12 protein-coding genes are annotated in these 13,039 nt (G+C 60.8%); 6 read left to right on the top strand and 6 right to left on the bottom strand.

Features of this window, described 5'->3' with window-relative positions:
* The 4 genes from NKH89_RS31085 to NKH89_RS31070 form a co-directional block, all read right to left on the bottom strand.
* A partial coding sequence (locus NKH89_RS31085) for a peroxidase-related enzyme (RefSeq protein ID WP_352911082.1) occupies positions 1-327 on the bottom strand: 327 nt, incomplete at its 3' end.
* On the bottom strand, positions 324-806 hold the full coding sequence (locus NKH89_RS31080) for a CMD domain-containing protein (RefSeq protein WP_023723195.1): 483 nt from the start codon (positions 804-806) through the stop codon (positions 324-326). The genes NKH89_RS31080 and NKH89_RS31085, both read right to left, overlap by 4 nt.
* Complete coding sequence (locus NKH89_RS31075) at positions 803-2,272, bottom strand: NAD(P)-binding domain-containing protein (protein WP_352911080.1); 1,470 nt, start codon at positions 2,270-2,272, stop codon at positions 803-805. The genes NKH89_RS31080 and NKH89_RS31075 overlap by 4 nt, the downstream gene beginning before the upstream one ends.
* Positions 2,269-3,252: a LysR family transcriptional regulator gene (locus tag NKH89_RS31070; protein ID WP_352484297.1), complete on the bottom strand. Its 984-nt coding sequence runs from the start codon at positions 3,250-3,252 to the stop codon at positions 2,269-2,271. Before NKH89_RS31070 ends, NKH89_RS31075 begins: the two co-directional genes overlap by 4 nt.
* Positions 3,253-3,482: 230 nt before the next feature.
* Here NKH89_RS31070 and NKH89_RS31065 point away from each other — a divergent pair, with 230 nt between their 5' ends.
* The 4 genes from NKH89_RS31065 (at position 3,483) to NKH89_RS31050 (ending at position 9,723) form a co-directional block, all read left to right on the top strand.
* Positions 3,483-4,553, top strand: coding sequence for an NAD/NADP octopine/nopaline dehydrogenase family protein (locus NKH89_RS31065; RefSeq protein WP_352484298.1), 1,071 nt, complete (start codon positions 3,483-3,485; stop codon positions 4,551-4,553).
* An 801-nt stretch (positions 4,554-5,354) separates the two neighbouring features.
* A complete protein-coding gene (locus NKH89_RS31060) occupies positions 5,355-7,028 on the top strand; it encodes a helix-turn-helix transcriptional regulator (protein WP_352911076.1) in 1,674 nt (557 codons plus the stop codon).
* A 506-nt stretch (positions 7,029-7,534) separates the two neighbouring features.
* Entirely contained in the window at positions 7,535-7,909 is a 375-nt protein-coding gene (locus NKH89_RS31055; RefSeq protein ID WP_352911074.1) for a hypothetical protein, read from the top strand.
* A gap of 50 nt (positions 7,910-7,959) precedes the next feature.
* Complete coding sequence (locus NKH89_RS31050) at positions 7,960-9,723, top strand: alpha/beta fold hydrolase (RefSeq protein WP_352911071.1); 1,764 nt, start codon at positions 7,960-7,962, stop codon at positions 9,721-9,723.
* A gap of 243 nt (positions 9,724-9,966) precedes the next feature.
* Here the strand turns inward: NKH89_RS31050 and NKH89_RS31045 are convergent, their stop codons facing one another.
* Positions 9,967-11,013, bottom strand: a complete 1,047-nt coding sequence (locus NKH89_RS31045; protein ID WP_023723149.1) for an NAD(P)-dependent alcohol dehydrogenase — start codon at positions 11,011-11,013, stop codon at positions 9,967-9,969.
* Positions 11,014-11,741: 728 nt separating this feature from the next.
* Between NKH89_RS31045 and NKH89_RS31040 the strand changes: the two genes are divergently transcribed.
* On the top strand, positions 11,742-12,158 hold the full coding sequence (locus NKH89_RS31040) for a hypothetical protein (protein WP_352911069.1): 417 nt from the start codon (positions 11,742-11,744) through the stop codon (positions 12,156-12,158).
* A gap of 1 nt (position 12,159) precedes the next feature.
* A complete protein-coding gene (locus NKH89_RS31035) occupies positions 12,160-12,726 on the top strand; it encodes a type II toxin-antitoxin system VapC family toxin (protein WP_023723151.1) in 567 nt (188 codons plus the stop codon).
* Between the two features lie 87 nt (positions 12,727-12,813).
* Here NKH89_RS31035 and NKH89_RS31030 read toward each other — a convergent pair whose 3' ends face one another.
* Positions 12,814-12,993 carry a hypothetical protein gene (locus NKH89_RS31030; RefSeq protein ID WP_023723152.1) on the bottom strand — a complete coding sequence of 60 codons (180 nt, stop codon included), beginning with the start codon at positions 12,991-12,993 and terminating at the stop codon, positions 12,814-12,816.
* Positions 12,994-13,039 lie beyond the last annotated feature (46 nt).

Raw genomic sequence — 13,039 nt, 5'->3', positions numbered from 1 at the left:
ATCATCGCTCTTGGTCAGCTCTGCATGGCGGCGGGCGTGAACAACGGCGCAGAATTTGCAGCCATTGACGATCGAGGCACCCAATGCGCCAAGTTCGCGGTCGCGACGGGCAAGCCCGCCTTCGACATACATGATCGCGTTGAACAAGACGGTGCGGGCAAGATAGCTCTCGGGATCATGCACAAGGGTGCGCACATACTCCGAAACTTTCTTGGCCGATGGCGTGACCTTCATCGCTTCGAGCTGTTCCGGCGTGGCCTCGGAGAGCTCGACCGGTGCGATGTGGGGATGCCAATTGAGCGGCTTCAGGCGAACAGAGGAAATCATGCCAACCTCAACAATCGCAGACCGGTCGCCACTCGGGTCTGAAAATTGACGAACGCAATCAGTTCGGAGAGTGCGACGATCTGAGGATTGTTCAGTCCGGCCGCAGCGAGGAGGGCGATGTGGCTCGCCTCCGCCTTTTTCGGCATCAGCGTGATCAGGTCGACGTGACGGGCGATGGTCGCCAATGGCTCATCGAGATCCGTTTCGCCCCGAGCCAATGCTCTGAGCTGCTCCGTCGGACCAAGTTGGGCCAGTTGCACATCATATTCGGCCATCAGGACGGGATCGGCATTCAGAGCGGCCATGCGACGGGCCAGAGCAACCCTCAAATTCGGCGCCAGCCCCTGATCGTTTGCCGGCTGCAGGACGGAGAGGCGACATTCCTCCGCCCCTTGCACAAATTCGGGCCGAAACCGCCGCGCAGCGAAAAGTGCATCGTTCGGCGAAATACCGGCGGCCTTGTCCATTGCGTCGATCACAGCGCGGCCTCCTTATGCAGCAAGGGTGTTGAATCGACCCATTCGTCGCCCAGAAGCTCGGGCGTGTCGTAGGCGATCAGATTGGCGAAGTGGGTTTCGACATCTTCGGCAAACAGCGACGCGGCAATGCCGCGGACCAGACGGTCGGCACCGGCACTGACGGCCGGGATATCGCCGGAGACCTTGCCGTGGGTCAGCATGGCGGCGTCGTTGAAGCAGTGGATATGTGCTAGCATCGGGCAGGAGCCGGGAACGTGTTCGCGAAATTCGAAGGCGGGACCGAGATCTGGCGCCTCCGACATGCCTGTACGAGCCGGCCCCATATCCGGTGTATATCGGCCATCCGACCAGGTGCGGATGTGTGGGGCGAGTGCTGCAAATTCCGGGCGGTCGCTGAAATCGTTTGAAAAGCCGGTTGCCGCGATCATGAAATCGTAGCGCATCGGCCCTTGTGTGGTTTCGACCAGAAGGCCTTCGGCATCTTCCTTTACCGCGACTATGCCGCAGTCGAGAAAGAACCGGGCATTCGCACGACGAGACACCCGAAGCGTCGATGAACGCGGCGGCGGTGTTTGGGTCGAGGCGGTATAGTCGAAGAATTTCCACTTCCAGGCATCGGGCAGGTGATAAATGCCATGTACAACGCCCTGGCTGCCTATGCCGGTCAGCTTGTTGATGCGCGGCATTTCCTTGCGCCGGATCAACATGTCGACCGAGCCGGCTCCGGCCTCGAGCGCCGTTGCTGCATTGTCCATGGACGAGGCACCAGCGCCGATGACCGCGACACGCTTACCTTTCAGCGCACCGAAATCGATGTCGTCGGCAGAATGGGCCCAATAGGCGCGATCGATGCCCCTGAGGAAATCGGGCACGGCAAAACCGCCGAGACCGGACCGACCGGTGGCCAGAACGAGGCGACGGGTGAGAACCCGGCCGGCTTCCGCGCCCTCGATATCGATTGCAATCAGATCACCAACGGCTGCGACGCCGGTCATGCGCACGCTGTTGCGCACCGGCAGACCAAGAACCTTCCGGTACCAGACCAGGTAGTCCATCCACTGGCCCTTGGGGATTTTGTCCAGCGACTGCCAGGCCTCAGGTCCCCATTGTGCCGTAAACCAGGCGCGGAACGTGAGCTGCGGCAGCCCGAGCGACGGACCGTGGAGGGTTTTCGGCGAGCGCAGCGTCTGCATACGCGCAAAAGTTACCCATGGTCCTTCGAGCCCGGCCGGAGCCGCATCGTAGGCAACGACATTGGTTATCCCGGTCAGCACCAGCTTTGCCGTAGCAGCAAGTCCGCACATGCCGGCGCCAATGACAACGACGTCACGGACCGGGGCGCTATCGTGCGTGCGCTTGGGGACCCAAGGCTTGGCGGGCAGCTCGAGAAAGTCGAGGTCCTGCGCGAGCTGGGCTTCCAGCGCGGCAAGGCCGCTCGATGCTGCCGGGGTGGGAATATGCTTCATATTCCCGTCCCGTTATTTGTGCCCGAGGCGGGATCGGTGACCAATTGGCCGGCCAAAGCTGGATCGAGTTTCCTGAAACCGGCGATCGACCGTTCAGCCACCGCTTCGACCGCATCCATCAGCGCCTGCGCAACTGGACGAAGGGGACGGTTTGCGGCAGCCACAACACCCCAATAAAAGAGAACGGTTACGTCGAGAGGGCGAATGACGACACCGGGCAGGGGCACGCCGTATGCCGTGAGGGGATCGATGACAGCCGCGACCCCAGTCTGACGCACGATCTGCAACGCGCCATAGGCAGTATTGGTCCGGATCACTGGGCCGGTGTCGATGCCGCGAGCCGCCAGCGCTTTGGCGACGTGCAACTGAAAACGCAGTGGATTGAGCAGCGTGGCGACGCGGCGCCCGGCAAAACCCGAAAGCGGCACGACATCAAGTTCAGCCAGCGGATCGTCCTCCCGCACGGCAGCGACGTCAGGCGCCGAGTACAGCCGTAGAACATCCAGTCCGGGCGTATCGAGCGGCAGGCTTGAAAACCCGATCTCGGCGCGTCCGCTGCGCACCTCCTGGGCTACGATCGAAGGAAGAAATTGCCCGAGATGCGTCTCGTGTGGAAGCTCGGCACCTTGGAGCTCGGCCAGGGCCGTCGGGATCAAGCCGGTCCCGATCGCAGATGTTGTGACAATCTGCAGGATCCGTCCCCTGCCGGCGGCGATCATTTTGGCTCGCGCTGCGAGTTCGGTGAAGGACATCAGCAGGCGCCGCGCTTCCTCTTCAAAGGCGACTCCCTCTTCAGACAACTGCACCCGTCGGCCGATCCGGTGCAGCAATTCGAAGCCAAGCTCGGCCTCGAGATCCTGAATCGTGCGTGTCACCGCAGGTTGGGAGCGCCCGAGCATGTCAGCCGCCTTGGTGATGCTGCCGCTGGCGGCAACCGCAAGAAAAGTCTGAAGGTCCCGGGTTTCCATGGTCTCCTTCATGCGCAATCCGTATGATTGACATCGTCTCATTCGTTTTTGATATATGTCAAGCGGAAACTAATGTTCGTTGCGGCTTTGTGCATTTGGCCGGCTTCAGAGCCGGAATCCCTGGCGGAGGCGGACGAGGACGGCAGACGCGACTCCGGCTTGCGGAACCTCCTGATGAAAACTTTCATGTGTGACGACGGCAAGGATTCTCGAACCACAAAGCCAGCAACAGGAGGAATATTATGCGCGTGAGTATTCTGGGCGCCGGAGCAATTGCTTATGGCCTTGCCGCGTATTTGGCAGGATCGGGACATTCGCCAACGCTTTGGTCACCGTCGGGACAGCGCACCAGGGCGTTGGCTGCGGGTGAATTATTGAAAGCCACAGGGGATATAGACGCGACGGTGCCGGTGCGCATTGCCAAGGATTGCACGGATGCCGTCGCCAACGCGGACGTGGTGGTGATTGCGCTTCCGGCCTACGGCCACAAGATGGTGATGGATGCCGCCGCCCCCCATCTGATTGATGGAATCCCGGTCATCATCAGTTCGCATTGTTCGTTCTCGGCGCTTTATCTCTCCAAGCGGTTGGCCGAACGCAAGGTCTCGTTGCCGATCGTCGTTTGGGGCACAACACTATTGACTGGCCGCCAGCTCGGACCAACCGAAGTCCATGTCACCACCATTCGCCAGAAGCTTGACGTGGCGACGCTGCCTTTCAGTTACCAGGATCAAGGACACGAACTTTGCACGACCTTGTTCGGCGATCGTTTCGTCCAGCGCGACGGGATGCTTGCGATCGCGCTCAGCAACCTCAACCCGCAAAACCATCTAGGTATTGCGCTTCTTAACCTGACACGCATGGAGAAGGCCGAGCAATGGAGCCAGGGGGGAAACGTCACTCCCGCCGTCGGCCGTCTTATCGAGGCTCTGGATGCCGAACGGCTGGCCATCGCGGCCCATTTCAGCATCGCCGTTCGCACCGTCAGAGAGCATTTTTCACTGTCGTTCCATGTTCCGATGGGAACCGTTTCGGAGATGAACCAGGAGATGGAGCGCCAAGGCCGTGGCGGCTTTGGCCCGACAACCATCGAAAGCCGCTATATTCTAGAGGATGTTCCGTTCGGACTGCTGCCGACCGTACTACTGGGGAAACTAACGGGGAAACCGGCGATACTCCACGAGTCCGGAGTTTCGATATTATCGGCAGCTTGTGGTCGCGATCTCAAGGCAGATAATGATATTCTTCCTGCGGTCGGCATCGAGGGAATGGCAAAAGCCGATCTTGAAAACCTTTGCCGTAAGGGATTCTAACAACTCTTCACAATGGAAACAGTGGAAGTCAGCATAGCCAATATACCCGATAAGCCGGCAATGCGCCGGCGAGCAGGACATGGTTTCGGCATTCCTTGGAACGTTTCGTCCGCGCCTCTGACACTGAGCCGCCGGACTTAGGCCTCTCTCCATTGTTGTTGAGCCGGTCCTCATTCGGAGTTGTCGTCACTAGTTTCGCCACCAAATGCGAGAACATACGAAGGATATGGTTGGGCTAACCACCCGCTAAGTAGTTGTTTTTGTTGAAAAGACCACGTCCCTCCGGGCCCACCATTGTCGTTATTTATCAACGTGTTAGAGGTTATTTGTGCCCTCGGTTAGCCAAGTCCAAGATGGCGAACCTGCACGCATCGCTTTTGATTTCATTGACTTGTTGTGGGCTACTGACAATCGGAAGAGGCGGGTGAGGAGATGGTGGTCTACCACTCGTCGAGGTTTCGCAAGTAGCAGCTTTTGGTTGCGCCTAGCCTACTCCGATAACATAGCGAGCACCTGCTGCAGAGATCGCGCCAGATCACCGGCCGCAGATGGCAAGCTCAGGAGGGAGGATAAGGTCGGCCCGTTGCGCGGCAGGTCGTCGGACGGCTTGGTCGCGTCATGAGACGACATTTGCATCTTGTGCGATGAGCGTCGCGATCCGACCCGTTTGCTGTCGTCCGGAACGCTCTCATTCGGAGCGCTTAAGTGCATTCCGTTCATTCATTTTCGAGCATGCTATACTCCGCCTCGGAAAGTAGCCATTGATGGCTAGGATTTCTGTTCGTCTGCGGAGCCAATGGGATGGGCAGCTCAGATCGACAGCAATGCAACAGCGGCTCCCTGGAAGAGACGGATCAGCTCGCTCACGGTCGTGAGGCTTACGAAGAAAGGGCGTGGGGCGACGCCTATAGGTTCCTCTCGCACGCCGATGAGACGGCTCCGCTTGCTGTGGATGATCTCGAACGGCTGGCGATGTCGGCCTATTTGACCGGGCGCGACGAGGAGTACCTGCGGGCCTTGGAGCGAACCCATCATGCATATCTCGACGCTGGCGAATACCATCGCGACGCCCGCTGCGCCTTCTGGCTGGGCCTGCGTCTTGTCTTTCGTGGGGAGATGGCTCCGGCGACCGGCTGGTTTGGACGGGCCCATCGACTGCTCGAACGCGAGCCACATGATTGTGTCGAACAGGGTTACCTGATGCTGCCCCACGTCGAACAGAATCTTGCTGCGGGCAACCTTGAGGCAGCCTACGCTGCGGCCAGCGGCGCAGTCGAGATTGGCGAGCGCTTTGCGGATGCGGATCTCGTTGCCTGTGCGCGGCACCTGCAGGGCCGTGTTCTGTTACGTCAGCGGCGGACCACAGAAGGTTTCGCGCTTCTCGATGAGGCGATGGTTTCGGTCACGGCCGGCGAATTGTCGCCGCTGCTTACCGGCCTGATCTACTGCAGCGTGATCGAAGCGTGTCAGCAAGTCCATGCTCTGGGTCGCGCACGCGAATGGACTTCCGCTCTGGGGCGATGGTGCTCGGAACAGCCCCAGCTGATCAGTTTTAGCGGCACCTGCCTGATGCATCGCGCTGAAATTAAACGGCTCAGCGGCGCATGGCAGGACGCAATCGACGAAGCGCAGCATGCCGTGGAGCGTTTGACGCAGTCAAATAATCGAAAAGATACGGCTGGGGCGTGGTACCAGTTGGCGGAAGTACACCGCCTCCGTGGAGACTTTGAAGCGGCCGAACAGGCATATCGGAGTGCAAGCCAATATGGCTTCGAACCGCAGCCGGGCCTTGCCCTGTTGCGGTTGGCCGAAAGGCACATCGATGCGGCTGTGGCCGCAACCCGGCGCGTCATGGCCGCGACGACCGACCAAGTGAAGCGCATTCGGCTGCTGCCAGCTCACGTCGAGATCATGCTGGCGGCTGACGACATCGAGGAAGCACGGCGTGCCTGCCACGAACTGGCGGACGTTGCAGAAAGCTACGGGACCGAACCGTTGCGCGCCCTTGCCGCCCACGCGCGGGGAGCGGTGGAACTGGCAGAAGGCGAAGCGCAGGCCGCGGCGATTTGTCTGCGCCGGGCAATAGAGGAGTGGCAGCAAGTCGACGCGCCATACGAAGCAGCGCGCGTACGGGTCATCATGGGCCTGGCATGCCGCGCCCTCGGTGACGAAGACGGCGCGACACTGGAGCTGCAGGCAGCACGGACAGTATTTCAGCAGCTTGGTGCCACGCCCGACGTTTCTCGCATCGATGCTCTGCTTGACATGCGGTCGGAGGAAGCCAGCGGTCTCTCTGCCCGCGAGTTGCAAGTCCTCCGCCTGATCGCTTCTGGCAAAACCAACAAGGAAATCGCCAACGAACTGCATTTGAGCGGAAAGACAGTGGACAGGCACGCAAGCAATATCTTCAACAAACTCGACGTCCCCACTCGCACCGCCGCCACCGCTTGGGCCTACGAGCACCGCCTAGTCTGAGCGTGCCCGGCAATGGGTGGAATCACCCATGCATCGTCGGCGCCGATTGGGTAGTTCGCCGAAGCGCCGCCTTCCCTTCCGGCCTAAGCTTGCACCTGTCGGCTATGGATGCGCGGCGCCTCGGCGCAACTCGCCTGCAGACTGCAGGACGGACTCGGTGATCGCGCTGCAAACATCCGGCCACAATGAAAGGAGGAAGCGATGTCACGTACCGATACCAGGATGCGGGTCGCGGGCGCCTGGCTTGCGATTGCTTCTGTACTCTTAGGTTTCGTCCTGGTCGGTCACGGGCCGATTCATCCCGACCTCGCCCTTCAAATGCACATCATCGCCAACAACGTCACCCTGTGGGTGGTCGTGCATTGGGCCGCCGCGGCAGCACTGTCGCTGTTCGTCGTCGCGAGCCTGATCGTGTTGACCGCGGGCTCTCGCCTGACCGAACACTGGTCGACCCTATCCCCCTGGGCGGTGGTGCCGGTCGGCGCCCTCTGGACGATACCACCGCCGTGGCCGAGGCCACCACCGTCGCCGATGCCGCCGCCGCCAACGATATGGCGCGCTTCACGGCCTGGTGGGCGTTCGCCGAAGGCAAGGCCAACGGATTCATGTTCCTGTGTCTGGCGGTTGTCGTGATCGCCGGCAATGAGGCGCTGAGCCGGCAACAGATAACGCCGACCTGGGCGTCACTGGTCGGAGTTGTGGCTGGGCTTGCTGCCTTTGCCGGCTGGCCGTTGGGCATGTGGTTCGGCATCTGGCTGGGCAGCCTCGTCTGGGTTGCGTCGTCTTTCGTGATGGCCCTTTGGACGTTGTGGTTCGGATTGGGGCTCGCGCGAACCGAGATCAGCGTGTCAACCGCTCGCAGCTCGCGCTCTAGCACGTGAGCAACCCAAGAGGCCAGGCGGCATGTGCAAGACGAAATCGCCCTATCAACATGAGGGAGGCCATGATGACTCACGTTGAAGACTACACCGCCACCCCGGCGGCAATTGAATCGAACCGCATATCCGGAGAAGCTGCGCGCAAGCGCCTGCTCACCGGGCTGTCGAGCGCCGAACGGCGGCTCGAATTGGCCGGCATCTCGACCGTGCTACTGGACGGGGGCGCGGGATCACCGATCGTGCTGTTGCATGGCCCAGGAGAACATGCAGCAAAGTGGCTGAGAATTCTTCCGGAGCTTGTGAGAACGCATCACGTAATCGCGCCCGATCTGCCGGGCCACGGCACGTCGGGGACCGTCGAGGGTCCGATTCATCCCGATCGTGTTCTCGCGTGGCTTGGCGAACTCATCGAACGCACCTGCCCAACACCGCCCATTCTTGTCGGCCAAATTCTCGGCGCCGCAATTGCTGCTCGCTTTGCCGCCAAGCACGGTAGCCAGCTCCGCTGCTTGGTGCTGTCGGACGCGCTCGGCCTTGCGCCGTTTCAGCCGGCGCCTGAATTCGGTGCGGCCCTCGCCGCGTTCGTCACGGAGCCAAGTCCGGAAAGCCATGACCGCCTCTGGCAGCAATGCGCCTTCGACCTCGACACGCTGCGTGATCATATGGGCGAGAACTGGGAGCGGCTGCGAGCCTACAATCTCGATCGCGCGCAGGCGCCGGAGTTGAAGCCGACCCAGCAAGGTCTGATGGAGCAGTTCGGATTTCCCGCAATCCCATCAGAGGAACTAGCGCGCATCAGAATCCCGACCTTCCTGATCTGGGGGCGGCACGATCTTGCCACCCCATTGCCTGTAGCGGAAGCGGCGAGCGTCCGATATGGGTGGCCGCTCCACATTATCGACGGCGCCGCCGATGATCCGCCGATCGAGCAGCCTGCCGAATTTGTAAAGGTGCTGCGGGCTGCGCTTGCCGCAGCCGGATCCGCGACTCCTCAGGCGCTGCCGGACACACGTGAGGCTTGGGACCGAATTGCCTCGGGTTACGATCGGACGAATACCGAAACACAGATGTGGCTTGGCAATGAGAGTCTGGCCAGGGCAGGGCTCCGCCCAGGTATGTGCCTTCTTGACATTGCATCCGGCAGCGGCGCGCTCAGTATCCCGGCAGCTCGGATCGGTGCCGAGGTAGTCGCCGTCGACCAGTCGCCCGTCATGCTCCGCCTGCTGCGAGAGCGCGCCAGCCGCGAAAGCCTGGAAATTGACGCCCGCGTGATGGACGGGCATGCGCTTGCCTCTGTCGACGACAGCTTCGACGTGGCGGGATCTCAGTTTGGGGTCATGCTCTTTCCCGACATGCCGATGGGCATTCGGGAGATGACGCGGGTTGTCAAACCTGGAGGGCGGGTGCTGGTCATTGCCTATGGCGACCCGCATCGAATTGACTTCCTCACTTTCTTGGTTGGGGCCGTTCAATCGGTACGCCCGGAGTTTAATGGTCCGCCAATGGATCCGCCGCCACTGCCGTTTCAGCTCAGCGATCCGGAGCGGCTTGCCCGCGAACTGGCAAAGGCTGGACTGAACGGCGTCAATGTCGAGATGATCACCGAGAGCACGGCGTTCAAGTCAGGTGCTGAGCTATGGGATTGGATCGTATGGAGCAATCCGATTGTCGAGGAAGTGCTTGGCAGCCTCGCGTTGAGCGAAGGCGAGCGCGCGGTCATTCGCCAGACGCTCGATCGCATGGTGCGCGAACGGGCCGGCGATGACGCTTCGGCCATTCTGAGAAACCCCGTCAATATTGGCATCGGGACCAAATGACCGCGCGGGCGATGGACCGGAGGATGGTGGCCGAGAAGGTGGCGCGCCCGAACAGATTCGAACTCCTGCCCCGGGGCCTGGAGGAGCGCAAGGTGCGACGAAGTCGTTTCTGGGTTTTATCCTAGGGTTCGCCGGACCATACGAGATGATACGAGACATATGGGTTGGCGAACCAGCCGCGGCTGTCATGGCTGCCGTTATGGATCGCTTCCTAGTCGGCGAGCTGTAGAAAACAGCGTCCCCTTAATCCGGCAATCGGATCTGAAGCTTTACGTCCGCCGGCCGGGCTTCCACTGCGCGGTCGAAGGCGGTGATGGAATCTTCGAAGGGGAAGGTCGCCGAAATGAGTGGCTTCAGGTCGACCCGGCCCGACCCCATCAGCGCGATTGCCCGCTCATATTGGTGGGCATAGCGGAAAACGGTCTCGATACGGACTTCCTTGGTCGAGGCCGTGGCAATGTCGAGCGCCACAGGCGCCACGGGCAGGCCGACCACCACCGCCGCGCCACCGGGCCGCGGCAGATCGAGCAGGGTCTCCCATGCCTTGGACGAGCCCGAGCATTCGAAGACGACGTCGGCGCCCCAGCCGTCGGTCAGGCGCTTTACCTCCGCCGCCAGGCTCTTGTCGCGGATGTTGACCGGGATCACACCTTGATAGCCGCCGGCGATGTCGAGCTTGGGTTGGGCGAGATCTGCAACAATGGCGCGGGCACAGCCGCCGGCGAGCGCAGCGATCGCCACCATCGTGCCGATCGGCCCTGCGCCAATCACCACCGCCGTGTCGCCCGGCGCGATCTTTGCTTTGGCAGCCGCCTGCAACCCGACAGCGAAAGGCTCCACCATGGCGCCTTCGGCGAAGCTGACATTATCGGGCAGTTTAAAAGTGTAGTTGGCGGGGTGAACGACATAGGGTGTCAACACGCCGTGGATCGGCGGCGTTGCCCAGAATCTGACAGCCGGGTCGATGTTGTAGAGGCCGAGCCGGCTCGCTCGCGAATTCGGGTCGGGGATGCCCGGCTCCATACAGACGCGGTCGCCGACCTTCAGATGCTCGACGCCTTCGCCTGTTTCGACGACGGTGCCAGCGGCTTCGTGACCCAAGACCATCGGCGCCTCGACCACGAACGGGCCGATGCGGCCATGCGTGTAGTAATGCACGTCGGAACCGCAGATGCCCACCGTATGGATCTTGATGCGCACTTCGCCCGGGCCAACCGTCTGCGGCAAGTCGATGTCGCGCAGCTTGAGTTCGTGCTGGCGTTCAAGGACAAGGGCGCGAACGTTCGTCATCGACGTAATCTCCTCTAATGCCGATTGTTCGAGGCCTCCTCGACCTTACTTGCATTCGGCACGCTCATCATAGCCGCTTATCCGCGGCTTCAAAATCCAGTTCGGAAGGGTGTTGCTTGATTCCGACTATGCGTACCAACTTCCCGGCCAAGGGCTTTGAAGGCCGACCATGACGCTGCGGAATTAGCGTTTGGATCATCCAGCGTGCTCTGAGGTATCCAGTGATGGGTTGGCAACAGGACAGGAACCCAGTGTTTAGAGGGCGACGTGCACGCTCGGTGCACACAAAAGTCGCCCATTTTTCGGTTCTGTTTTGGCGAAGCGGCGCAACAAGGGATGCGGTGACGCGATTTTGCGGCATTGTCGCCCGGCTTTGGCCGCCCGAGCGACAGAGCGCCTGACGTTAGGCGATGTAGGTGCTGCGTCGATCATGGCTCCACCAGTTGCTGGATTGCGTGCATCGGTAGGACCAGCCGGAGGGAGTCCGGCAGCCGCACGAAGCCGTTTCCCTCATAGAGGGCAGCGGCGCGCTCGCTGAGGAACCGACTGTGGCCGCGCTCGCATAGGCGCGCCGCACGGCGTCGGCGAGAAGCATCGCATCCAGGCGTTCGCCCTGCCGGGCTTCCGAGACCGCCAGCCGTCGCCGCATTTCGGTGGCTCCTTGAAAATTGTCTCAATCATGTTATGTTGGACGAAATCGTGAAATGTCAGACATTGGAGGCTGCGTCATGGCGAAGGCAGCGAGGAAGAAACACACGGGTGGTGGCGCGGAACGGCAAGGGAGATTTGCCATTCAGAAGCGCGCCGGTATGGCCGATATCGAAATGACGAGGAAGGCCGGCGAGCCACTTCCGAAGACTGATCGGGCAACAAAGACCGGCAAGTCTGTCGCGGTCAGCAGAATCCGTGTTGAGGCCGTCATGAAGGCGGCGGAACGTTCTGGTCTGCTGGGTGAGAAGAGCACGCGGATCGGTGGTCGTATCAGTCCGGCGCTGATCGAAAAAGCCAAGAAGCAGACCGGGATCAAGACTGACACCGACTTGATCGAATTCGCCCTCGCCAATGTCGCCCTCGACGACAATTTCGGACAGACGTTCAGAAAGACGAGAGGCACCATCGATCCGACGCTTAAGCTCGGGTTCTGAGTTGACTGACTTTGATTTTGCCAGTTCTGTCCGCTGGGCACGATTCGATCCTCAGGAAAGGCTGTCTCGCCGCAAGGACGACGACCTTCCGTTCCTCGGTGATACTGCCGAGGCGGGGCAAGAGCTGATGCTCGATACCTGTGTCTACATTGATGGTTTGCAGAGCCACGCCCCGGATGTTGTCGCCGATCTGCTCGATCTCAGACTGAGTAATCATTCGACGGTTGCCATCCAGAAACTCATGCACACCGTCGGCGTGCTGGACCCCAAGCATCCCGGTACAAAGACTGCAATCAAACAGATTGGCGCTACCATTCGCGTCATGCACCCGCATCGTGTCTTCGCACCGGATACGGACGTGCTTGGAAAAGCTGCGCTGCTGTCCGGCATCATGTGCCGCCTTCAGGGCTACCAGAAAGATGCTCGCCTCCGCGCGCTTCAGGATTGTGTCTTGTTCCTGCAGGCGCAGAAGCTAGGGTTCACGGTACTCACAGCGAACATCAGCGACTTCGATTATCTTCTTCAGCTAATTCCGACCGGACGGGCGCTGTTTTACCGGCAAGCCTGATCGTCACGCCCGGGACACCATCATTTGCAAGCTCTGCTTAGCGTCCCGGAGCACAAGAACCCTATCAATCGGTTCCTGATCTGGGATCTACCGTCCGGTCATTCGCGGCGTGCTGAAGCAAAGACACTCACCATCGCGCTCGCGATTGTCGACATTGCCGACGTGGCCCGACATCGACGCATCCATCATGCTGCCGAGGCCGCCGGCGATCTGCGCGTCGCCACGGTTTACTCCCTGGGAATAGGGGGACCTCTGCTTGATGCTCATAGACCGCGATCGGCGGGCTGAGGTATCGTGGCGAAAATTTCTGGGC

The organism is Mesorhizobium sp. M0923, from assembly GCF_040319365.1.
In the GTDB taxonomy this organism is placed as follows: domain Bacteria; phylum Pseudomonadota; class Alphaproteobacteria; order Rhizobiales; family Rhizobiaceae; genus Mesorhizobium.
Note: the sequence above shows the minus strand (reverse complement) of the source record. Positions and strands in the feature narration are given on the sequence as shown.